The sequence below is a fragment of the Pseudomonas sp. FW305-3-2-15-C-LB1 genome, from assembly GCF_058787615.1.
This window is the reverse complement of the sequence record NZ_JBYSZX010000008.1, coordinates 119,090-141,969: the sequence shown is the minus strand read 5'-3', so window position 1 is coordinate 141,969 and position 22,880 is coordinate 119,090. Positions and strand designations below refer to the sequence as shown.

The 22,880-nt window shown below is 59.9% G+C and carries 23 protein-coding genes and 1 tRNA gene; 15 read left to right on the top strand and 9 right to left on the bottom strand.

What is annotated here, in order from left to right:
- Positions 1-93 precede the first annotated feature (93 nt).
- The 15 genes from ruvC to nadA all read left to right on the top strand — a co-directional run bounded on the left by ruvC (position 94) and on the right by nadA (position 12,434).
- Positions 94-618: a crossover junction endodeoxyribonuclease RuvC gene (ruvC, locus tag AC3WP7_RS17495; RefSeq protein ID WP_016975450.1), complete on the top strand. Its 525-nt coding sequence runs from the start codon at positions 94-96 to the stop codon at positions 616-618.
- A gap of 66 nt (positions 619-684) precedes the next feature.
- Positions 685-1,296 (top strand): Holliday junction branch migration protein RuvA, encoded by a 612-nt coding sequence (gene ruvA, locus AC3WP7_RS17490; protein ID WP_003175802.1) that lies wholly within the window; start codon positions 685-687, stop codon positions 1,294-1,296.
- Positions 1,297-2,355, top strand: a complete 1,059-nt coding sequence (gene ruvB, locus AC3WP7_RS17485; RefSeq protein WP_003193867.1) for a Holliday junction branch migration DNA helicase RuvB — start codon at positions 1,297-1,299, stop codon at positions 2,353-2,355.
- A gap of 139 nt (positions 2,356-2,494) precedes the next feature.
- The gene (gene ybgC, locus AC3WP7_RS17480; protein WP_025854760.1) at positions 2,495-2,950 is read left to right on the top strand and encodes a tol-pal system-associated acyl-CoA thioesterase; all 456 of its coding nucleotides are present in this window, start codon (positions 2,495-2,497) and stop codon (positions 2,948-2,950) included.
- Between the two features lies 1 nt (position 2,951).
- Positions 2,952-3,647: a protein TolQ gene (gene tolQ, locus AC3WP7_RS17475; RefSeq protein ID WP_015885609.1), complete on the top strand. Its 696-nt coding sequence runs from the start codon at positions 2,952-2,954 to the stop codon at positions 3,645-3,647.
- A gap of 23 nt (positions 3,648-3,670) precedes the next feature.
- Complete coding sequence (tolR, locus tag AC3WP7_RS17470) at positions 3,671-4,123, top strand: protein TolR (protein ID WP_161793227.1); 453 nt, start codon at positions 3,671-3,673, stop codon at positions 4,121-4,123.
- Positions 4,123-5,196, top strand: a complete 1,074-nt coding sequence (tolA, locus tag AC3WP7_RS17465; RefSeq protein ID WP_034109149.1) for a cell envelope integrity protein TolA — start codon at positions 4,123-4,125, stop codon at positions 5,194-5,196. The genes tolR and tolA overlap by 1 nt, the downstream gene beginning before the upstream one ends.
- Before the next feature lie 17 nt (positions 5,197-5,213).
- Positions 5,214-6,494, top strand: a complete 1,281-nt coding sequence (gene tolB, locus AC3WP7_RS17460; protein ID WP_071489395.1) for a Tol-Pal system beta propeller repeat protein TolB — start codon at positions 5,214-5,216, stop codon at positions 6,492-6,494.
- 55 nt (positions 6,495-6,549) lie between these two features.
- Complete coding sequence (gene pal, locus AC3WP7_RS17455) at positions 6,550-7,050, top strand: peptidoglycan-associated lipoprotein Pal (protein WP_003209827.1); 501 nt, start codon at positions 6,550-6,552, stop codon at positions 7,048-7,050.
- 6 nt (positions 7,051-7,056) lie between these two features.
- Complete coding sequence (gene ybgF, locus AC3WP7_RS17450) at positions 7,057-7,887, top strand: tol-pal system protein YbgF (RefSeq protein WP_071489396.1); 831 nt, start codon at positions 7,057-7,059, stop codon at positions 7,885-7,887.
- Between the two features lie 165 nt (positions 7,888-8,052).
- Complete coding sequence (queE, locus tag AC3WP7_RS17445) at positions 8,053-8,700, top strand: 7-carboxy-7-deazaguanine synthase QueE (RefSeq protein ID WP_058423265.1); 648 nt, start codon at positions 8,053-8,055, stop codon at positions 8,698-8,700.
- A gap of 16 nt (positions 8,701-8,716) precedes the next feature.
- Positions 8,717-9,391 carry a 7-cyano-7-deazaguanine synthase QueC gene (gene queC / locus AC3WP7_RS17440; protein ID WP_071489524.1) on the top strand — a complete coding sequence of 225 codons (675 nt, stop codon included), beginning with the start codon at positions 8,717-8,719 and terminating at the stop codon, positions 9,389-9,391.
- 63 nt (positions 9,392-9,454) lie between these two features.
- Positions 9,455-9,530 (top strand) — tRNA-Lys (locus tag AC3WP7_RS17435).
- Positions 9,531-9,847: 317 nt separating this feature from the next.
- Positions 9,848-11,134 carry an OmpP1/FadL family transporter gene (locus AC3WP7_RS17430; protein WP_092246886.1) on the top strand — a complete coding sequence of 429 codons (1,287 nt, stop codon included), beginning with the start codon at positions 9,848-9,850 and terminating at the stop codon, positions 11,132-11,134.
- A gap of 241 nt (positions 11,135-11,375) precedes the next feature.
- The gene (nadA, locus tag AC3WP7_RS17425) at positions 11,376-12,434 is read left to right on the top strand and encodes a quinolinate synthase NadA (protein WP_060754176.1); all 1,059 of its coding nucleotides are present in this window, start codon (positions 11,376-11,378) and stop codon (positions 12,432-12,434) included.
- A gap of 4 nt (positions 12,435-12,438) precedes the next feature.
- On the opposite strand, the gene AC3WP7_RS17420 is transcribed toward nadA, so the two are convergent.
- The 9 genes from AC3WP7_RS17420 to arcC all read right to left on the bottom strand — a co-directional run bounded on the left by AC3WP7_RS17420 (position 12,439) and on the right by arcC (position 22,869).
- Complete coding sequence (locus AC3WP7_RS17420; protein ID WP_071489399.1) at positions 12,439-12,927, bottom strand: RDD family protein; 489 nt, start codon at positions 12,925-12,927, stop codon at positions 12,439-12,441.
- A gap of 96 nt (positions 12,928-13,023) precedes the next feature.
- Positions 13,024-13,239: a cold-shock protein gene (locus AC3WP7_RS17415; protein ID WP_071496541.1), complete on the bottom strand. Its 216-nt coding sequence runs from the start codon at positions 13,237-13,239 to the stop codon at positions 13,024-13,026.
- Positions 13,240-13,631: 392 nt separating this feature from the next.
- The gene (gene gcvT, locus AC3WP7_RS17410) at positions 13,632-14,756 is read right to left on the bottom strand and encodes a glycine cleavage system aminomethyltransferase GcvT (protein ID WP_102591876.1); all 1,125 of its coding nucleotides are present in this window, start codon (positions 14,754-14,756) and stop codon (positions 13,632-13,634) included.
- A 39-nt stretch (positions 14,757-14,795) separates the two neighbouring features.
- Positions 14,796-16,172 carry an L-serine ammonia-lyase gene (locus tag AC3WP7_RS17405; protein WP_102591875.1) on the bottom strand — a complete coding sequence of 459 codons (1,377 nt, stop codon included), beginning with the start codon at positions 16,170-16,172 and terminating at the stop codon, positions 14,796-14,798.
- A gap of 160 nt (positions 16,173-16,332) precedes the next feature.
- Positions 16,333-19,173 (bottom strand): aminomethyl-transferring glycine dehydrogenase, encoded by a 2,841-nt coding sequence (gcvP, locus tag AC3WP7_RS17400; protein ID WP_092246894.1) that lies wholly within the window; start codon positions 19,171-19,173, stop codon positions 16,333-16,335.
- A 10-nt stretch (positions 19,174-19,183) separates the two neighbouring features.
- A complete protein-coding gene (gcvH, locus tag AC3WP7_RS17395) occupies positions 19,184-19,567 on the bottom strand; it encodes a glycine cleavage system protein GcvH (RefSeq protein ID WP_010208126.1) in 384 nt (127 codons plus the stop codon).
- A gap of 368 nt (positions 19,568-19,935) precedes the next feature.
- Positions 19,936-21,447: a transcriptional regulator GcsR gene (gene gcsR, locus AC3WP7_RS17390; protein WP_071489404.1), complete on the bottom strand. Its 1,512-nt coding sequence runs from the start codon at positions 21,445-21,447 to the stop codon at positions 19,936-19,938.
- Positions 21,448-21,558: 111 nt separating this feature from the next.
- Positions 21,559-21,921 (bottom strand): DUF5064 family protein, encoded by a 363-nt coding sequence (locus AC3WP7_RS17385; protein ID WP_058423256.1) that lies wholly within the window; start codon positions 21,919-21,921, stop codon positions 21,559-21,561.
- A gap of 18 nt (positions 21,922-21,939) precedes the next feature.
- The gene (arcC, locus tag AC3WP7_RS17380; protein ID WP_093125257.1) at positions 21,940-22,869 is read right to left on the bottom strand and encodes a carbamate kinase; all 930 of its coding nucleotides are present in this window, start codon (positions 22,867-22,869) and stop codon (positions 21,940-21,942) included.
- Positions 22,870-22,880: the final 11 nt, after the last annotated feature.

Sequence of the window (22,880 nt, the reverse complement as noted above, 5' to 3'; positions counted from 1 at the left end):
AAATCGACTGATTCACCGCTATCGGGGGCAAGCCCCCTCCCACATAGGGTCTTCTCTGTGTCAAAAAATGTGCTTACCCAACCCGCAGGCGTTATGACTTTAATCCTAGGTATCGACCCCGGTTCGCGCATCACCGGTTTTGGCGTGGTGCAACAGACCCCGCGTGGCTGCGTGTACGTGGCTTCGGGCTGCATCCGCACCGGCGCGGGCGAGTTGGCCGAGCGCCTGCAGATCGTTTATCGCGGCGTGCGTGAGGTGATCCAGACCTACGGGCCGGTGACCATGGGTATCGAAAAGGTGTTCATGGCAAAGAATGCCGACTCCGCGTTGAAGCTTGGCCAGGCCCGTGGCGCCGCCATCGTTGCCGGCGCCGAGGAGGGCATGGAAATCGCCGAGTACACCGCCACCCAGGTCAAACAGGCCGTGGTCGGCACCGGCGCGGCGAACAAAGAGCAGGTGCAGATGATGGTCATGCATATGCTCAAGCTCACTTCAAAACCGCAGATCGACGCCTCGGACGCCCTGGCTATTGCCATTTGCCATGCGCACACTCGCTCAAGCTTACTGCCTCACGGCCTGGGCACGGCACGCAGTCGTGGCGGGCGCCTGCGTCTCTGATAGCATCAGCGCAATCGTTATTTCCGGTCGGGCCCTGCTCTGACCCTAGCTTTAAGGATCTGAACCGTGATTGGACGCTTGCGCGGCACTCTGGCTGAGAAACAGCCGCCACACCTGATTCTGGATGTAAATGGGTTGGGGTATGAGCTGGAAGTGCCCATGACCACCTTGTATCGCCTCCCGTCGGTCGGTGAGCCGATTACGCTGCATACTCACTTGGTGGTACGTGAAGATGCGCAATTGCTCTATGGTTTCATTGGCAAGCGTGACCGTGACTTCTTCCGTGAGCTCATCCGCCTGAACGGCGTAGGGCCGAAACTGGCCCTGGCGTTGATGTCGAGCTTGGAAGTGGATGAGCTGGTGCGTGCCGTTTCGGCCCAGGACACCTCGGCGCTGACCAAGGTGCCAGGCGTCGGCAAGAAGACCGCCGAGCGCCTGCTGGTGGAACTCAAGGACCGCTTCAAGGCCTGGGAGGTCGTACCGAGCATGTTCGCCCTTGTACCGAACCAGCCGGACATGCCGGCCGGCCAGGTGGCGAGCGCCGAAAGCGATGCGGTCAGCGCGCTGATTTCCCTGGGTTACAAACCCCAGGAAGCCAGCAAGGCCGTATCGGCCATCAAGGACAAGAACCTGAGCAGTGAAGACATGATCCGCCGCGCCCTGAAGGGAATGATTTAAGTGATTGAAGCTGATCGTCTGATTGCAGCCACCGGCCCGCGCGACCGTGAAGAGGTCCAGGACCGCGCCATCCGCCCCCTGAGCCTGGCCGAATACATTGGCCAGCCCACCGTGCGCGAGCAGATGGAATTGTTCATCCAGGCTGCGCGTGGGCGCAGTGAGTCCCTGGACCACACGCTGATCTTCGGCCCACCGGGCCTGGGCAAGACCACCCTGGCCAACATCATTGCCCAGGAAATGGGCGTATCGATCAAGTCCACCTCCGGCCCGGTGCTGGAACGTCCGGGTGACCTGGCGGCGTTGCTGACCAACCTTGAACCGCACGATGTGCTGTTTATCGACGAGATCCATCGGTTATCCCCGATCGTCGAAGAAGTGTTGTACCCGGCCATGGAAGACTTCCAGCTCGACATCATGATCGGCGAAGGCCCGGCTGCCCGTTCGATCAAGCTCGACCTGCCGCCGTTCACGCTGGTCGGCGCTACAACCCGCGCAGGGATGCTGACCAACCCACTGCGAGACCGTTTCGGCATTGTTCAACGTCTAGAGTTCTATAGCACGGCTGATCTGGCGACCATTGTCAGCCGTTCGGCGAGCATTCTCGGCTTGCCGCTGGACCCGGAAGGCGCGTTTGAAATCGCCCGTCGGGCCCGCGGCACGCCGCGGATCGCCAACCGCCTGCTGCGACGCGTGCGAGACTTTGCCGAGGTGCGGGCCAAGGGGCACATCACCAAGGCCGTGGCCGACCTGGCCTTGAACCTGCTGGACGTGGATGAGCACGGCTTCGATCACCAGGATCGACGTCTGCTCCTGACCATGATCGAGAAGTTCGACGGTGGCCCGGTGGGCGTCGACAGCCTGGCGGCGGCAATCAGTGAAGAGCGCCACACCATTGAGGATGTGTTGGAACCGTACCTGATCCAGCAGGGCTACATCATGCGCACGCCAAGGGGCAGGGTGGTGACGCGTCACGCCTATCTGCACTTTGGGTTAAACATTCCGTCACGATTGGGCGAGATGCCCGTAGTAGACGAATTCCTCGATGCAGTGGACGATTAAAAACCTATAGCCAGTCGATTTATCCGAGGTTTGTGCTGTCCTAGTGGCTGGTGTCGTCATTCAGTCGTTAGAAATGTTTCAGACAATGAAAAAACAGTTGCCCAGCCGGATTGGCAACCTGAGGAGTAAGCACTAGAGTATGCGCGCGCAAAACGGGGATCAGTCGTTCGCACATCGCTGTCGCGTTTATTACGAGGACACCGATGCCGGCGGCATCGTGTATTACGTCAACTACCTCAAGTTCATGGAGCGGGCTCGAACCGAGCGGCTACGGGAGCTGGGCTTTGCCCAATCCGAGCTGGCAGGGGAGGACCTGTTATTCGTCGTGCACTCCAGCGAGGCGCGGTATCACGCGCCGGCGCGGCTGGACGACGAATTGTTGGTCAGCGCTGAAGTAATCGAATTGAACCGTGTCAGCCTGCGTTTCAAGCAGCAGGTCAGGCGGGCAACGGATGCAACGCTGCTCTGTGAGGGGCAGTTCCTGGTGGCCTGTGTGCGCACCAATAGCTTGAAACCCCGGGCCATTCCCGAAGCTCTACGTGCGGCCTTTGCTGACGTAAGCGGCGCGGGTAAACAATCAAAGCAGGAGATTTAGCGTGGAACCTACCGTCGTCGACCATTCCTCCATGTGGAGCCTGGTCAGCAATGCCAGTGTTGTGGTTCAACTGGTCATGCTGACCCTGGTAGCCGCATCGGTTACCTCTTGGGTCATGATTTTTCAGCGCAGCAACCTGCTGCGTGCCGGTCGACGTGCCCTGGAGAGCTTTGAAGAGCGCTTCTGGTCGGGTATCGACCTGTCCAAGCTGTACCGCCAGGCCGGCAGCAACCCGGACCCGGACTCGGGCGTCGAGCAGATCTTCCGCGCCGGCTTCAAGGAATTCTCCCGTCTGCGCCAGCAGCCAGGCGTTGACCCGGAAGCGGTGATGGAAGGTGTGGCCCGTGCCATGCGCGTGGCCATTTCCCGCGAAGAAGAAAAGCTTGAGCAAAGCCTGCCGTTCCTCGCCACCGTCGGCTCCGTGAGCCCGTACATCGGTCTGTTCGGTACCGTGTGGGGGATCATGAACTCCTTCCGTGGCCTGGCTCAGGCCCAGCAAGCGACCCTGGCCACCGTGGCACCGGGTATCGCCGAGGCCCTGATTGCCACCGCGATCGGCCTGTTTGCCGCTATCCCCGCAGTAATCGCCTACAACCGCTTCGCTGCTACCAGCGAAACGTTGATCGGTCGTTACTACACCTTCGCCGACGAGTTCCAGGCGATCCTGCACCGTAAAGTGCACACCAGCGAAGAATAAGCAGGTAATTCCCAATGGCTTTAATCGCTCGAGCTCGCAAAAAGCGCAAGCCGGTCGCCGAGATGAACGTAGTGCCTTACATCGACGTGATGCTGGTGCTGCTGGTTATCTTCATGGTGACCGCGCCGATGCTCAACCAGGGCGTGAAGGTTGATTTGCCCAAGGTTTCCAGTGAAGCCTTGCCGCAAGACAACAACACTCAAGTCCTGACCATTTCGATCAAGGCTGACAAGACCTATTACTGGAACCTTGGCAGCGAAGTCGACACGCAGAAGCAGCAAGACAAGGCGCTCACCTTGCCTGCGATGACCGATGCAGTGACCAAGATCATTCGCTCCGGCAACGAAGGCGGCAAGCACACCCAGGTGTTCATCCGTGGCGACAAATCGGTCGACTACGGCTCCGTCATGGGCGCCATGGGCGGGCTGCAGAAGGCCGGCGTGGGTAACGTTGGCTTGATTACCGAGGCGCCCTGATGCAGCAACAGCGAGAGCCGTCCGCCTCGGAAAGCTACTTCTGGCCTAGCGTCTGGGCGATTGCGCTGCATGTCCTGGTGTTTGGCATGCTGTTCGTCAGCTTCGCCATGACCCCGGACCTGCCGCCAGCCAAGCCGATCGTGCAGGCGACCCTGTATCAGCTGAAATCGAAAAGCCAGGCCACCACCCAGACCAATCAGAAGATTGCGGGTGAGGCCCAGAAGTCGGCTGCGCGCCAGACTGAAGTCGAACAGATGGAACAGAAGAAGGTCGAGCAGGAAGCGGTGAAGGCGGCTGCGGAACAAAAGAAAGAAGAGGCGGCTCAAAAGGCCGAGGAATCGAAAAAGGCTGACGAAGCCAAGAAGGCTGACGAGGCGAAAAAGGCTGATGAAGCCAAGAAAGCCGAGAAAGCTGCCGAAGCGAAAAAGGCCGAAGAGAAACAATTGGCTGATATAGCCAAGAAGAAATCTGAAGAAGAAGCCAAGAAGGCTGCCGAAGAAGAGGCCAAGAAAAAGGCCGCTGAAGACGCCAAGAAGAAAATAGTCGAAGACGCGAAGAAAAAAGCCGCCGAAGACGCCAAGAAAAAAGCTGAAGCAGACGAGGCGAAGAAAAAAGTCGCCGACGACGCGAAGAAGAAAGCTGCCGCCGACGCCCAGAAGAAAAAGGCCCAGGAAGCAGCGCGCAAATCCGCCGAAGAGAAGAAGGCCCAGGCCTTGGCAGATTTGCTCTCCGACACGCCGCAGCGTCAGCAAGCCTTGGCCGATGAACGTGGTGATGAAGTCGCGGGCAGTTTCGACGATCTGATTCGGGCACGGGCAGCGGAAGGCTGGACACGTCCACCTTCGGCGCGCAAAGGCATGACAGTAGTGCTGCAGATCGGCATGTTGCCGGACGGTACGGTGACTTCGGTCAGCGTGGCCAAGTCCAGTGGTGACGGTTCGTTCGACAGTTCGGCGGTTGCCGCAGTCAAGAACATTGGCCGGTTGACCGAGATGCAGGGAATGAAACCAAGCGACTTCGCTCCCTATCGTTCATTCAAGATGACATTCACACCTGAGGATCTAGCCTTGTGAGAAACCTTCTTCGAGGAATGCTTGTCGTTATTTGCTGTATGGCAGGGATAGCGGCGGCGGATGAAAAGAACATCCTGGTTACCAGCGGTAGTGATCGGGCCACTCCGATCGCGGTAGTACCGTTCGGCTGGCAGGGCGGCAGCGTGCTGCCGGACGACATGGCCCAGATCGTCAGTGATGACCTGCGCAACTCCGGCTATTACGCACCGATTCCGAAAGGCAACATGATCAGCCAGCCTACCCAGGCCAGCGAAGTCATCTTCCGTGACTGGAAAGCAGTGGGCGCGCAGTACCTGATGGTCGGCAATATCACGCCGGCCGGTGGTCGTCTGCAAATCACCTACGCCTTGTTCAACGTGGCGACCGAGCAGCAGGTCTTGACCGGCAGCGTCTCGGGCACGGCCGAGCAGATCCGCGACATGGCCCACTACATCTCGGACCAGTCGTTCGAAAAACTCACCGGTATCAAGGGGGCTTTCTCGACGCGTCTTCTGTATGTAACGGCTGAGCGTTTCTCCGTAGACAACACTCGTTACACCTTGCAGCGTTCGGACTACGACGGTGCTCGCGCTGTGACCTTGCTGCAATCCCGTGAGCCAATCCTGTCGCCGCGTTTCGCGCCGGACGGCAAGCGTATTGCCTACGTGTCTTTCGAGCAGAAGCGTCCGCGTATCTTCGTCCAGCACATTGATACTGGCCGTCGTGAGCAGATCACCAACTTCGAAGGCCTCAACGGTGCGCCGGCTTGGTCACCGGATGGTTCGCGCCTGGCGTTCGTGCTGTCTAAAGACGGCAACCCGGACATCTACGTGATGAACATGGCTTCACGCCAGATCACTCGCGCAACCAGCGGCCCAGGTATCAATACCGAACCGTTCTGGGGCAAGGATGGTTCGACCATCTACTTCACCTCTGACCGTGGCGGCAAGCCACAGGTCTATAAGGCGAATGTGAATGGTGGTGGTGCAGAGCGCGTTACTTTTATCGGTAACTACAACGCCAACCCTAAGCTTTCGGCTGATGAAAAGACGTTGGTGATGATTCACCGTCAGGATGGTTTCACTAATTTCCGGGTTGCGGCCCAGGATTTGCAGCGCGGAACCGTAAAAATCCTTACAGATACCAACCTTGATGAGTCAGCCACTGTTGCGCCCAACGGCACCATGGTAATCTACGCCACCCGCCAGCAGGGCCGGGGAGTCTTGATGCTCGTGTCCATTAATGGACGCGTAAGGCTCCCGCTTCCTACCGCACAAGGCGAAGTCAGAGAACCATCCTGGTCCCCTTACCTGAACTGACGCGGCGCTACAAAAAGATTTGCTTAACACACTGGGGTTCATTAGGAGTTTCACGATGGAAATGCTGAAGTTTGGTAAGTTTGCTGCTCTGGCTCTGGCTCTGTCCGTAGCCGTTGGTTGCTCGTCTAAAGGCGGCGACAATGCCGGTGAAGGCGCAGCTGTTGATCCAAACGCTGGTTACGGCGCTAACACTGGTGCGGTTGACGGCTCCCTGAGCGAAGAAGCTGCTCTGCGCGCTATCACCACTTTCTACTTCGAATACGACAGTTCGGACCTGAAACCAGAAGCCATGCGCGCTCTGGACGTTCACGCGAAGGACCTGAAAGCTAACGGCGCTCGCGTTGTTCTGGAAGGTAACACTGACGAACGTGGTACTCGTGAGTACAACATGGCACTGGGCGAGCGTCGTGCGAAAGCCGTTCAGCGCTACCTGGTACTGCAAGGTGTTGCTCCAGGCCAACTGGAACTGGTTTCCTACGGTAAAGAGCGTCCAGTTGCTACTGGCCACGACGAGCAGTCCTGGGCTCAAAACCGTCGCGTCGAACTGCGTAAGTAATTCGTCATGCGAACGTGCCGTCGTGCTCTGACTGTATTGGCTCTCAGCCTCGCACCGCTTGCGGTGTGGGCTGCGGTTCCTGTGGAAGATAGCAACTCTGGCTATAACAATAGCGGGAGCAGTTATCCGCCAGCGGGTTATGGCACGAACGGCGCCTATGCGGGGGGAGCGGCTACGTCCGCTCCCTCGGCACAGGGCGAACTGTTCAACCAATTGCAACGCATGCAGGATCAAATCGCGCAGCAGCAAGGCGCTATTGAGGTACTGCAAAACCAGGTGAACCAGCTCAAGCAAGAAGGCCTGGAGCGTTACAAGGATCTTGATCAACGTATTGGAGCCGGCGTTCAACCTGCCGCAACTCCTGATAATTCTCCTGCCGGTGGCGCGCCTAGCGCTGCTGCCGGTGCAGCAGCAGGGGCGGCTGCCAGCCAAGCCCCTGCCGCGAGCAGCGAACCGGGTGATCCGGCGAAGGAAAAGCTGTATTACGATGCAGCCTTCGACCTGATCAAAGCCAAGGATTTCGACAAGGCCAGCCAGGCCTTTACCGCTTTCCTGCGTAAATACCCGAACAGCCAATATGCGGGCAACGCCCAATACTGGTTAGGTGAAGTCAACCTGGCAAAGGGTGACCTACAGGGCGCGGGCCAGGCATTTGCCAAGGTCAGCCAGCTGTACCCCAAGCACGCCAAGGTGCCGGACTCGCTGTACAAACTCGCTGACGTAGAACGCCGCCTGGGTCATACCGACAAGGTCAAAGGCATTCTGCAACAGGTGGTGGCCCAGTATCCGGGGACTTCCGCTGCCCAGTTGGCCCAACGGGACTTGCAGCGCTTGTAAGCGATGTTTGCCCGTTTAGAAGAAACCCGCGCCTGGCGCGGGTTTTTTCGTTAGAATCCACGCCCTTTTATGAAACACGCTTTTTGGGGTCTACGCGTTGGCGGGGTCCCTCAAAGTGCCTGACGGAGGCGGACAGCCTGTTTAGCTGTTACGCCCGTGGCGACTATGCAAGACACATTACGTATTACCGAAGTTTTTTACTCGTTGCAGGGTGAAACGCGGACGGCCGGCCTGCCCACAGTATTTGTGCGCCTGACCGGTTGCCCCTTGCGTTGCCAGTACTGCGACAGCGCCTACGCCTTCAGTGGTGGCACGGTGCGCACCCTCGATGACATCCTGGAGCAGGTTGCCGGCTACAAGCCGCGCTATGTCTGTGTGACCGGCGGTGAGCCGCTGGCCCAGCCCAATGCCATCCCATTGCTCAAGCAGCTGTGTGACGCCGGTTACGAGGTCTCCCTGGAAACCAGTGGCGCCTTGGATATCTCTGCAGTTGACCCCCGCGTAAGCCGGGTAGTCGACCTCAAGACCCCCGATTCCAAGGAATCGCATCGCAACCGCTACGAGAACATCGAGCTGTTGACGGCCAACGACCAGGTCAAGTTCGTCATCTGTTCGCGTGACGACTACGACTGGGCGAACTCCAAGCTGATTCAATACGGGCTGGACCGCCGTGCAGGCGAAGTGCTGTTCTCACCAAGCCACCATGACCTGAATGCACGTGACCTCGCCGATTGGGTGGTTGCGGACAATCTGCCGGTGCGCCTGCAATTGCAGTTGCATAAATACCTTTGGAACGACGAGCCAGGACGCTGATATGACTGAACACACCATGGATCAAAAACGCGCGGTAATCCTGCTGTCCGGCGGCCTCGACTCCGCCACGGTGGTTGCCATGGCGCAGGCGCAAGGCTACAGCTGCTACACCATGAGCTTCGACTACGGCCAGCGTCACCGTGCCGAGTTGAACGCTGCGGCCCGCGTCGCCCGCGACATGGGCGTGGTCGAACACAAGGTGATTGGCCTGAACCTCAACGGCATCGGCGGCTCAGCACTGACCGACAGCAGCATCGATGTGCCAGAAACCCCCGGTGAAGGCATCCCGGTGACCTACGTGCCAGCACGTAACACGGTGTTCCTGTCCCTGGCGCTTGGCTGGGCAGAGGTACTTCACGCTCGCGACATTTTCATCGGCGTCAACGCGGTGGATTATTCAGGTTACCCTGACTGCCGTCCGGAGTTCGTCGAGTCGTTCGAACGCATGGCCAACCTGGCGACAAAGGCCGGTGTAGAAGGGCAGGGCTTCCGTATCCTGGCGCCGCTGCAAAACCTGAGCAAGGCTGACATCGTGAAGGCAGGCGTAGGACTTGGCGTCGATTATTCGCTGACTGTTTCCTGCTACCAGGCAGACGATGACGGCCGTGCTTGTGGGAAATGCGACAGCTGCAGACTGCGTGCAGAAGGCTTCCAAGCCGCCGGAATTACTGACCCAACGCGTTATTTCTGATTTATTTCAAATAAGGTGTTGAATAATCCTTAGAAATCAGTATTATACGCGCCACCACACAGCGGGTCGTTAGCTCAGTTGGTAGAGCAGTTGGCTTTTAACCAATTGGTCGTAGGTTCGAATCCCACACGACCCACCATTTTTGGCGGTTTAGAAAATCCGGAAGGCCCACGCAAGTGAGGATTTCCGGGTTTTTTTTTGCCTGCCTGAAAACCCGACAGCCCCAGGCCAACGAAAAGCCTGGGGCTTTTTTGCGTCTGCGCGAGGCTGACGCTATCGCCGAAACCCGTAGGTCACAATCGGGTTTCAAGGTCATTACTGGAAACGAAAAAACAGGCAAAGTCTTTGAAATGCATAGAATTGTCCGACAATCCTGCGCATGAAAAACTCTTCATAAACCGGCCGCTCGAACGTTGGTAGCTTCCCCATCGCTGCCCCACAATTCGAGTCCTAATAATGAATAACAAAACTCTTAAAGGCGCCTTGGCGCTCGCCGTTTCCCTTGCCTCAACCCCGTTGTTCGCCGGTGGTTTCGCGCTCAATGAACAAAGCATCAGTTCAATGGGCACGGGCTACGCCGGTCGTTCCTCCTCCGCCGAAGACGCCAGCACGGTGTTCGGCAACCCCGCCGGCATGTCGCGTCTGAAACAGAATGAAGTCAGCCTCGGCGCGACTTACCTCGATGCCAAATCCAACATCAAGGACGCCAGTTCCTCGCAGTTCGGTGCCAACAACCCAGGCACCAATAAGGGCGACATGGTGCCCGGCATTGCCGTGCCGATGGGGTACCTGGTCACGCCCATTGATGAGCACTGGGCGTTCGGCCTGGGTATCTACGCGCCGTTCGGCCTGGTGACCGACTATGAGCACAGCTTCCAGGGCAATGGCTTTGGCAACAAGAGCAAGGTCCAGGTCATCACCGTGCAGCCGACGGTCAGCTATGCCTTCAACGACAAAGTGTCGGTGGGCTTTGGCCCGACCTTCAATCGCATCAGTGGCGAGCTGGATTCCAATGTGCCGCTGGGTGGCGGAGCCGGCGAAAGCGTGAAGGTCAAAGGCGACGACAACGCCACCGGGTTCAATGCCGGTCTCCTGGTGCAGCCCCTTGAAAGTACGCGCATCGGTGTGACCTATCACTCGCAGGTGGTCTACCACCTCAGCGGCAAGACCCACGCGTCCGGTTTGATCTCCGATGCCTTCGACGGTGGGCCACAAAAGTATGACGCCAGCCTGGATGTGACTACGCCCTCTTCGGTGGATTTCTCGGTAACCCATCAACTCAATGATGACTGGACCTTGTACCTCGGCAGCACCTACACCCGTTGGAGCCAGTTGAAGAAGATCACCATCAACAACGACGGGGTCTCCGACCTCACCGCTCAATTCGGTGGCCTGGGTTCGATCACCGAACAACAGCATTGGCATGACACCTGGTCCCATGCCATTGGCGCGGCCTATCGGGTCAACAAAGAACTCGTACTGCGGACCGGTTTCTCGGTGGACCAGACGCCTACCAACAACACCGACCGCTCCGTTCGAATTCCTACGGGGGACCGCACTGTTTTCAGCTTGGGTGCTGGCTGGACGCCCGTCGATAACCTGACCTTCGATGTGGCGTATTCCTACCTCAAGGAAGAACCGATCAAGGTGCGGCAGAACCTTTCCCAGGTTGGCCTGACTTACGATGCCAAATATGAAAACAGTGCCAACGGGTTCGGTGGCTCGGTGACTTACCGTTTTTGATAAAAAAACCGGCGGTAAATACGGGAAGCCCATGTGGGGCTTCCCGTTTTTTTTGCCCGACGCAGGCGCAGGCGAACACCAGATTAGGCTTTTGAAACCATTCGATATTCTGTAGCCTTGCCGAGCTTCACCTTAACCCGTGCTTGATGAACACAATCACTTCGTCCGGCGGCGCCCGAAGGGCTCCAGAGCCGGTGGTACACTCGACTTTCGCGCAACTGCGCCTGCAGGTCTTGCGAACATGACGCAAATTTCCGAACGCCTTCTGGTTCAAGCCCACCTCGACGCCAAGCAGCCCAAGGCCCTCAGCGCCGATGAAGAGGCGAGCCTGCGCACTGCCATCGCCGCCGAGCTCAAGGCTCAGGATGCGGTGCTGGTTGCCCACTTCTACTGTGACCCGGTGATCCAGGCCCTGGCCGAAGAAACCGGTGGCTGTGTCTCTGACTCCCTGGAAATGGCGCGCTTCGGCGCCGCTCACCCGGCCAAGACCGTGTTGGTCGCCGGTGTGCGTTTCATGGGCGAGACCGCCAAGATCCTCACCCCTGAAAAACGTATCCTCATGCCCACCCTGGAGGCCACCTGCTCCCTGGACCTGGGCTGCCCCGTCGATGAGTTCTCGGCGTTCTGCGATCAGCATCCCGAACGCACCGTGGTGGTGTATGCCAACACCTCGGCGGCGGTCAAAGCCCGGGCGGATTGGGTGGTGACGTCAAGCTGCGCGCTGGAAATCGTCGAAAGCCTGATGGACAACGGCGAGACGATCATCTGGGGGCCGGACAAACACCTGGGCACTTACATCCAGCGCCAGACCGGTGCAGATATGCTGCTATGGGACGGCGCCTGCATCGTCCACGAAGAATTCAAATCCAAGCAGTTGGAAGACATGAAAGCGCTGTACCCGGATGCGGCCATCCTGGTGCATCCGGAATCGCCGACATCGGTGATCGAACTGGCGGATGCCGTAGGCTCGACCAGCCAGCTGATTGCCGCGGCCCAACGCCTGCCGAATAAAACCTTTATCGTCGCGACCGACCGCGGCATCTTCTACAAGATGCAGCAACTGTGCCCGGACAAGGTCTTCGTCGAGGCGCCTACCGCCGGCAATGGTGCGGCGTGCCGCAGTTGCGCGCATTGTCCATGGATGGCAATGAACACGCTGGAGCGCACGTTGCAGTGCCTGCGTGAAGGCAGTAACGAGATATTCGTCGAGCCTTCGGTGATCCCGCAGGCTGTGCGTCCGCTCAAGCGCATGTTGGACTTTACCCAGGCCGCGCGCTTGAAGCTGGCGGGTAACGCCTGAGTCGCTACTTTTTCTGTTTGGGGATACGAACCAGCTGGCTGTCGGAATAGATGTCATGCCAGCTGCGTTTGCGCTTATCAAACAGCGACCAGATAAACCCCAGCCCTACGCACAACCACGACGCAATCGACACCACGAAGCGCAGCAACGCCTGCCACAGGCTGATCCGCGAGCCGTCAGCGTTCTGCACGCGTACGCCCCACACCTGCATGCCCAGGGTCTGGCCGGAATGAGTCCAGAACTTGGCGAAGAAGCCGAACAGCACAAACAACAGGATCGTCGACAGCAACGGGTCGCCGTCCAGCGCGCCGGATTCGGTGAGGGTGCGCATCCTGGCTTCACCGACAAACGCGATCCAGATCAGCTTGTAGATAAACGCGGTGACGATCAGCAGTGCGGTGCATAGCAGGAAATCATAGAACATCGCTGCCAGGCGACGGCCCAGGCCAACGGCGGGGAATTCGCCTTGCGGGCTCAGCAGGGGTTTCGACATGGCAGGGCTCTCTTATGAAAAAAAGCCATTTTACGAGCAAATGCACATAAAAAAGCCCCTGATGTCACCATCAGGGGCTTTTTGTCGCAGAAGAACTCAGTGGTTTTCTGCTTGTACTTCGTCAGCCTGCATGCCCTTCTGGCCTTGCACAGCAACGAATGTCACTTTCTGGCCTTCTTTCAGGCTCTTGAAGCCGTTGCCCTGAATAGCGCGGAAATGCACGAACAGATCCGGACCGCTTTCTGGAGTGATAAAACCAAACCCTTTCTCGTCGTTAAACCACTTGACGGTACCGCTCTGACGTTCAGCCATTTTCTTATTTCCTTGACGCTAAAAATTAATGACAGCCCCTTTCGCATGAAAGAGTACTGGGCTGGGTTGCAGGAAAGTAAGAGACGTCGAACGGGTTGTAGCGGACTTCTTCAGCTACTGCCCAGGTCCAGGTTCCAAGCGACCCATGCAAACACAGTGGGCAAACTCTACGCCAACTAATAGAGAAAAAACAAGCCCTGCCAAAAGCCCAGGTTTTGCTGGGGCTCATGACACTTGGTTGAACAGTGTGGAACTGACTTATTCGATAGAGTTGGTCACTTGTTATAGGTTGAACCCTCTATAAAAGACTATCGGAAGTGCACTGTTTTATGGCGGTTGCGTTACAGATTAGTGCACGTTAACGCAACCTCGTTACTTATAGAAACAGTCAATCAGCCACGATAGTAACGTTGTGGCACAAATGGCATTTTACTTACACGAAGTGGCACCTTTTTCCCACGCACCAGCGCAGAGACTTCGGTATCCAGTGCAATAAAAGCGCTGTCCAGGTAACCCATGGCGAGCGGGCCGCCGAGGGTCGGGCCGAAACCACCGCTGCACACACTGCCGATCACGGTGCCGTCTGCGTCGACAATTTCCGCGCCTTCACGCACGGGTGTGCGCTCCTGTGGCAGCAGGCCTACACGTTTGCGGCTCACGCCGGTTTGCTGCTGGGTGAAGATCTGGTCGGCGCCAGGGAAGCCACCGGCACGTGCACCGTCGGCACGGCGGGCCTTCGAGATAGCCCACAACAGGCTGGCCTCGATGGGGGTGGTGTCGGTGTTCATGTCGTGGCCGTAGAGGCACAAGCCGGCTTCCAGGCGCAACGAATCGCGGGCACCCAGGCCGATGGCCTGTACTTCGGTCTCGGCCAGCAGGCTGCGCGCCAGGCTTTCGGCATTGGCCGCAGGTACGGAGATTTCGAAGCCGTCTTCACCGGTATAGCCCGAACGGCTGACATAGCAGTCCACGCCCAGCAGGCGCAGGTCGGCGAATTGCATGAAGGTCATCTTGGTGACTTCCGGTGCCAGGCGCGCCAGCACCTTGACCGCGGCCGGGCCCTGCAGCGCCAGCAACGCACGCTCTTCGAAGAGCGGCTCGATGGTGCACTGGTCGCCGATGTGTTGGCGCAGGTGCGCGAGGTCCTGATCCTTGCAGGCGGCATTGACCACCAGGAACAGTTCGTCGTTACCCAGGTTCGCCACCATCAGGTCATCGAGAATGCCGCCCTGCTCATTAGTGAACATCGCGTAGCGCTGCATGCCCACCGGCAGGTCGATGATGTCGACCGGCACCAGGGTTTCCAGGGCCTTGGCAGCGTTGGCGCCGGTAAGGCGGATCTGGCCCATGTGGGACACGTCGAACAAACCGGCTTGATCACGGGTGTGCAGGTGTTCCTTCATCACGCCCAGTGGGTATTGCACCGGCATGTCGTAGCCGGCGAAGGGCACCATGCGTGCGCCCAGTTCGAGGTGCAGGGCGTGCAGAGGGGTTTTCAACAGGGTTTCGGTGGACATATTCAGCTCCTGAAAAACGTGCTGGCGCGCTGTTAGGCGTCAGCACTCGATAATGTTGACCGCCAAACCGCCGCGGGCGGTTTCCTTGTATTTGCTTTTCATGTCGGCGCCGGTCTGGCGCATGGTGCGGATCACTTTATCGAGGGACACAAAGTGCTGCCCATCGCCGCGCAAGGCCATGCGCACTGCGTTGATCGCCTTGACCGAGCCCATGGCGTTACGCTCGATGCAGGGCACCTGCACCAGTCCGCCAATCGGGTCGCAGGTCAGGCCGAGGTTGTGTTCCATGCCGATTTCGGCGGCGTTTTCCACCTGGGACACGCTGCCGCCCAACACTTCGCACAACGCACCGGCGGCCATGGAACAGGCCACGCCGACCTCGCCCTGGCAGCCGACTTCGGCGCCGGAGATCGAGGCGTTTTCCTTGTACAGAATGCCGATGGCGGCCGCCGTGAGCAGGAAGCGCACTACGCCATCCTCATTCGCGCCGGGAATGAAGCGCATGTAGTAATGCAGCACCGCCGGCACAATCCCGGCCGCACCATTGGTGGGCGCCGTGACCACGCGCCCGCCGTTGGCGTTTTCTTCATTGACCGCCAGGGCGTAGAGGTTGACCCAATCGAGCACCGACAACGGATCGCGCAACGCCGACTCCGGGTTCTTGCACAACTGGCGATGCAGGGCCGCCGCGCGACGCTTGACCTTCAATCCACCGGGCAGAATCCCTTCGTTGCGGCAACCGGCGTCCACGCATTCCTGCATCACCTGCCAGATCTTCAGCAGGCCGGCGCGGGTTTCCGCTTCCGGGCGCCAGGCGCTTTCATTGGTCAGCATCACCTGGCTGATGGACAGCCCATAGGTGGTGCAATGGCTCAGCAAGTCCTTGGCGTGCTTGAACGGGAAGGTCAGGGGTGTGGCGTCTTCGACAATCCGGTCGGCACCGGCGGCGTCCTCATCCACCACAAAACCGCCGCCCACCGAGTAGTACTCGCGGCTGCGAATCTGGATGTTGGCGGCGTCGAAGGCACGGAAAATCATGCCGTTGGGATGGTAGGCGAGGGGTTTGCGAATCATCGCCAGGTGTTCTTTCTCGTTGAACGCAATGCGGTGTTCACCGAGCAGATTCAGGTGGCCGTCCTTGCGCATCTGCGCCAGGCGTGTTGCCACGGTTTCGGTATTCACGGTGTCCGGGTGTTCGCCTTCCAGGCCCAGCAACACGGCTTTGTCGCTGCCGTGGCCTTTGCCGGTGGCGCCCAGCGACCCATAGAGTTCCACCTTGACGCAGGCGGTGGCGCCCAGCAGGTGGTCACGCTTGAGACCCTCGACGAATCGAGCGGCCGCACGCATCGGGCCGACGGTGTGGGAGCTGGAGGGGCCAATGCCAATCTTGAACAGGTCGAACACGCTAAGGGACATGGTTGTTCTCCGGTTTCTTATTATTTTCTGAAAGTTGACTCGATCTAGTGTGGGAGGGGGCTTGCCCCCGATGACAGTGTGTCAGTCAGCTTATCTGTGGCTGATGCACCGCAATCGGGGGCAAGCCCCCTCCCACATTTGTACCCAATGCATCCTTTGGTTATGCGTAACTCTCGATCGACGGGCACGCACACACCAGATTACGGTCACCAAACACGTTGTCGACACGCCCCACCGGCGGCCAGTACTTGCCTTCGATCAACGATGGCACTGGATACACCGCCTGTTCGCGGGTGTAGGGGTGGGTCCACTCACTTACCAGTTCAGCTGCGGTGTGGGGTGCGTTTTTCAGCGGGTTGTCGTCCTTGTCCAGCGTGCCGTTCTCCACTGCGCGGATTTCTTCGCGGATGGCGATCATGGCGTTGCAGAAACGGTCCAGTTCCTCCTTGGATTCGCTTTCGGTCGGCTCGATCATCAAGGTGCCGGCCACTGGGAACGACATGGTCGGCGCATGGAAGCCGAAGTCGATCAGGCGCTTGGCCACGTCATCCACACTGATGCCGCTGCTGTCCTTCAGCGGGCGCAGATCCAGGATGCATTCGTGGGCCACCAGGCCGTTGCTGCCGGTGTACAGCACCGGGTAGTGCTCTTCCAGGCGACGGGAAATGTAGTTGGCATTCAGGATCGCCAACTGCGAAGCGCGCTTGAGGCCTGCGCCGCCCATCATGCTGATGTACATCCAGGTGATCGGCAGGATGCTCGCGCTGCCGAACGGCGCGGCGCACACCGCGCCTTCCTTGCGTTCCATGGCCGCGTGGCCGGGCAGGAACGGCGTGAGGTGCGACTTGACGCCAATCGGGCCGACGCCCGGGCCGCCACCGCCGTGGGGGATGCAGAAGGTCTTGTGCAGGTTCAGGTGGGACACGTCGCCGCCGAACTTGCCCGGGGCGCACAGGCCGACCATGGCGTTCATGTTGGCACCGTCGATGTACACCTGGCCGCCGTTGTCGTGAATGATGCCGCAGATTTCGCGGATGCCTTCTTCGAACACGCCGTGGGTGGACGGGTAGGTGATCATCAAGGCCGCAAGGTGCTCGCGGTGCTCGATGGCCTTGGCGCGCAGGTCTTCGATGTCGACGTTGCCACGTGCGTCGCACGCGGTGACGACCACGCGCATGCCGGCCATGTTGGCGGTCGCCGGGTTGGTGCCGTGGGCCGATGACGGGATCAGGCAGATGTCGCGACGTTCCTCGCCACGGCTCTGGTGGTAGGCGCGAATGGCCAGGAGGCCGGCGTACTCACCCTGGGAGCCGGCGTTCGGTTGCAGCGAGATCGCGTCGTAGCCGGTGGCCGCGCACAGCATGGCTTCCAGCTCGGACGTCAATTGCAGGTAGCCGGCGCTTTGTTCGGCCGGGGCGAATGGGTGCAGGGCACCGAATTCGGCCCAGGTCACCGGGATCATTTCGCTGGCGGCGTTGAGTTTCATGGTGCACGAGCCCAGCGGGATCATGGTGCGGTCCAGCGCCAGGTCCTTGTCGGCCAGTTTGCGCAGGTAGCGCATCAGCTCGGTTTCCGAGTGATAGCGGTTGAACACCGGGTGGCTGAGCACAGGCGACTGGCGCAGCAGGGCGGCAGGCAGGGTGCTGTCTACGCTGGCGTTGAAGGCCGGCAGTGACTTGCCGTCGGCGAAGATCGACCACAGGGCTTCGATATCGGCCTGGGTGGTGGTTTCGTCAACCGAAATACCCAGGCGCTCGGCGTCCACCACGCGCAGGTTGATGCTTTGTGCGCGGGCCGTGTCGTGCAGGGCGGCGGTCTTGGCGCCAGTGTTCAGGGTAATGGTATCGAAGAAGTTGGCTTGTTCGACGGTCAGGCCCAGGGCGGTCAAGCCCTTGGCCAGGATCGCCGTCAGCTGGTGCACGCGCCGGGCAATCTGGGTCAGGCCCTTGGGGCCGTGGTACACGGCGTACATGCTGGCGATGTTGGCCAGCAGCACCTGGGCGGTGCAGATGTTCGACGTGGCTTTCTCGCGACGGATATGTTGCTCACGGGTCTGCATGGCCAAGCGCAGGGCCGGCTTGCCGAAACGGTCGACGGACACGCCGACCAGACGGCCCGGCATGTCGCGCTTGAACGCATCCTTGGTGGAGAAGTACGCCGCGTGCGGGCCACCAAAGCCCAGCGGCACGCCGAAGCGTTGCGCGCTGCCGATGGCCACGTCGGCGCCGAACTCACCCGGTGGGGTCAGCAGGGTCAGGGCCAGCAGGTCGGCGGCCACGGCCACCAGGGCATTGGCGGCGTGGAAGCGCTCGGTCAGTTCGCGGTAGTCGAACACGTCGCCGTTGCTGGCCGGGTATTGCAGCAGGGCGCCGAAGAATGGGCTGACGTCGGTCAGTTCACGCTCATCGCCGACGACCACGTCGATGCCCAGCGGTTCGGCACGGGTGCGCAGCACGTCGAGGGTCTGCGGGTGGCTGTGGATCGAGGCGAAGAAGGCGTTGCTGCTCTTGTTCTTGCTCAGGCGCTTGCAGAAGGTCATGGCTTCGGCGGCGGCGGTGGCTTCGTCGAGCAGGGAGGCATTGGCGATCGGCAGGCCGGTGAGGTCGCTGATCAGGGTCTGGAAGTTCAGCAGCGCTTCCAGGCGGCCTTGGGAGATTTCGGGCTGGTACGGGGTGTAGGCGGTGTACCAGGCCGGGTTTTCCAGGAGGTTGCGCAGGATCGGCGACGGCGTGTGGCAGTTGTAGTAGCCCTGGCCGATGTAGGTCTTGAACAGTTGGTTCTTGCCGGCGATGGCCTTGATCTTGGCCAGGGCCTCGGCTTCGCTGAGGCCGTCTTCCAGGCCGAGCACGCTGGTGCCCTTGATGCTTTCCGGGATCACGCTGGCGCTCAGGGCTTCCAGGGAGTCAAAGCCCAGGCTGGCGAGCATCTGTTGCTCGTCTTCGTGGCGCGGGCCGATATGGCGGGCGATGAATTCGTTGGCGGTGGTGAGATTAACGGTCATGGCGCGCTCCTCAAGCTTCAGCGTTGGCTTTGATCAGGCGATCGTACGCGTCCTGATCCAACAGTTTAGCGACTGCCCCGGCATCGGCCGGTTTAAAGCGGAAGAACCAACCTTCGCCCATCGGGTCTTCGTTGACCAGTTCCGGGCTGCCGTCAAGCTTGTCGTTCACTTCGAGGACTTCCCCGTCCAGCGGCATGTACACGCCGCTGGCGGCCTTGACCGATTCCACGGTGGACGCTTCGGCGCCCTTGTCGTAGGCCTGCAACTCCGGCAGTTGCACGAAAACCACATCACCCAGCGCGTTCTGCGCAAAAGCGGTGATACCCACGGTGACACTGCCGTCGGCTTCGGCGCGCAGCCATTCGTGATCTTCAGTGAAACGCAACTCGCTCATGGAAACTCCTCAGGGCCAGATTCGTCTGGTGGACGGGATTGGAATAATGAGGAGTTGCTTAGCAATATCGCGGCCAACGTGATTAAACCGTTGTAAATCAATAGCTTGATAAAATCGGTTATGAGGATATGCATGTTGGCTGTATCGATTTCGCTACAGTTGGGCCTGTGAAAAAAAGCCTATGTGGATCAAAGCCTTGCATGGCGCGTAAAAAACAGGGTTGTAGCGATATCGTTACGCTGTAGCGCTTTCAGTACAGCGGATGTCGTTCTCAGACCAAAATCTGTAATGCGGTCAACGTTTGGAATGGTGCCAATGTGGGAGGGGGCAGGCCTCCTCCCACATTTGACCTCTATCGACCCAGCCAGTCAGGGCTTGCCGGTGGGAATGCCGTACTTGCGCAGACGATGGGCAATCGCCGTATGGGAAGTCTGCAAGCGGCTGGCCAGTTGGCGAGTCGAGGGGTAGCTGGTGTAGAGGGTTTCCAGCAGGTTGCGCTCGAAGTCTTCCACCGCCTGTTCCAGGCTGTCGATTTCGCCGTCGCTCTGGCGCGCCACCGAGGTGCCAGCGATGTCGAGGTCGCCGATGTCCACCAGGCTACTTTCGCAGATCGCTGCGGCGCGGAAGATCACGTTCTGCAACTGGCGTACGTTGCCCGGCCAGCGGTTGCCCAGCAGCGCCGGGTAAGTGCCGGGCGCCAGGCGGCAGACCGGGCGCTGGATCTGCGCACAGGCCTGCTGCATGAAATAGCGGGCCAGCAACAGGATGTCCTGGCCGCGTGCGCGCAGGGGCGGTACTTCGACGTTGAGCACGTTGAGGCGGTAGAACAGGTCTTCGCGGAAGGTGCCTTCGCTGACCATCTTCTCCAGGTCGCGGTGGGTGGCGCTGAGGATGCGCACATTGACCTTCACTTCACGGTCGCCACCGACACGCCGGAAGCTGCCGTCATTGAGAAAACGCAGCAGCTTGGCCTGCAAGTACGGCGACATCTCGCCGATCTCATCGAGGAACACCGTGCCCTGGTTGGCCAGTTCCATCAGCCCCGGCTTGCCACCGCGCTGCGCGCCGGTAAAGGCGCCGGGCGCATAGCCGAACAGTTCACTCTCGGCGAGGTTTTCCGGCAGCGCCGCGCAGTTCAAGGCCAGGAACGGCGCACTGTGACGTGCACTGATGGCGTGACAGGCACGCGCCACCAATTCCTTGCCGGTGCCGGTCTCACCCTGGATCAACAGCGGCGCATCCAACGCCGCTACGCGCTGCGCGCGCGCCTTTAGGGTGCGGATCACCGGCGACTCGCCAAGCAGCGCGTCAAAGCCCTCCGCATGATCATGGTGCAGCGCCGACAGTTGTTCACCGATGCGGTTGGGTTGGTAGAGGGTGAGCAGGGCGCCCGCGTCAGTGATCGGCGTGGCGTCCAGCAACAGGGTCTGACCGTTGACGCTGATCTCGCGCAGCGGCAAGCGAAAGCCCTGTTCCAGCAAGGTGTCCAGCAGCGTAGGGTCGTTGAACAGTTCGCTGATGCTTTCGCCGGCCGGTTCGCGGCCATATAGGGCGATCAGCGCCGGGTTCGCGAGCAGGATCTTGCCCGCGCTGTCCAGCGCCAGCACCGGGTCGGTCATGGCGGCCAGCAGGGCGTCGAGTTGCAGGTGACGGCGTTGGCCGGGGAGGATGTCCACCACGGTCACCGCCTGCACGCCGTGCACGCTGAACAGCGCGTCGCGCAGTTCTTCGAGCACATCGGCGCTGAGGGTCGGCGCGTCGATGTAGACGTTGGGCGGCACCATCTCCACCGCATCCAGGTTGAGATTGCGCCCACCGAGCAGGGCCAGGACTTCCTGGGTAATGCCGACGCGGTCGATGAAGCTGACGTGGATACGCATGGGGCGCTAACGATTCTGGGGAGCTGGAGGCGGCAAGTATGCCTTGCAGATGTTGGAGATCAAAATGTGGGAGGGGGCAAGCCGCCTCCCACCGTTGAAGCTGAGTGTCCTTTATTCCAGGTGTTCGGGTTTGATCGGGTCCCCGGCCTTCACATCCAATTGATGCCGCACATCCTCGAACATCAGGTCGTACTGCTTGTGCATCGAGCCGTTCAATACCGCGACCTTCGGCATCCCATACTTCTGCGCGATGTTCATCGCATGCCGCGCAAAGTCGAACGCCTGGTCCTTGGGCAGGAAGAACTCTTCCTTGAGGTCCTTGCCCTGCACCGAGCCATGCAGCTTGAACAGCATGCCCTTGCCCTCCTTTGGGTCCTGGCTGACTTCGTAGTCGATGCACAGGTTGTAGCTGTAGTCCTGGGCATTCAGTGCGTGACGTTCAACATGCAAGTGACCGGGTTCAAAGGTGGCCATAGGCGTCTCTCCTCTACTTCACAGATAGGTGATGCCAGGTGTTGCCGTGCTGATGCGGGTGCCGGCGCTGCCCTGGACGATGGCTTCGATGTCCGAGAGTGAACCGATGACGGCGGTTTTGCCAGTCTTGCGGGCGAACTCGCAGGCCGCTTGCACCTTGGGGCCCATGGAACCGGCGGCGAAGCCGAGCTTTTCCATTTCGTCGGGATGGGCCTGGCCGATGGCTTTCTGGGTCGGCTTGCCGTAGTCGATGAAGGCCGCGTTGACGTCGGTGGCGATCACCAGCAAATCGGCGTCCAGTTGCGAGGCCAGCAGCGAGGAACACAGGTCCTTGTCGATCACGGCCTCAATCCCGCGCAGCTTGCCGTCTTCGCCATACATCGTCGGGATGCCGCCGCCGCCGGCGCAGATCACGATAGCGCTTTTTTCCAGCAGCCACTTGATCGGGCGGATTTCAAAAATGTGTTTGGGCCGTGGGCTGGCAACAACGCGACGGTACTTGTCACCATCCGGCGCAATGGCCCAGCCTTTTTCGGCGGCGAGTTTCTCCGCTTCGGCCTTGGAGTACACCGGGCCGATGGGCTTGGTCGGGTTCTTGAAGGCAGGGTCCTTGGCGTCTACTTCCACTTGGGTGAGCAGGGTGGCGAAGGGCACCTCGAAGTCCAGCAGGTTGCCCAGTTCCTGTTCGATGATGTAGCCGATCATGCCTTCGGTCTCGGCGCCGAGCACGTCCAGCGGGTACGGTGACACCTGGGTGTAGGCCGCCGCCTGCAACGACAGCAGGCCGACCTGCGGGCCATTGCCGTGGGCGATCACCAGCTCGTTGCCGGCATGGATCTTGGCGATCTGTTCGGTGGCGATGCGGATATTGGAGCGCTGGTTGTCCGCGGTCATGGGTTCACCACGGCGCAGGAGGGCGTTGCCGCCCAGGGCTACGACGATGCGCATACAAAATGTCC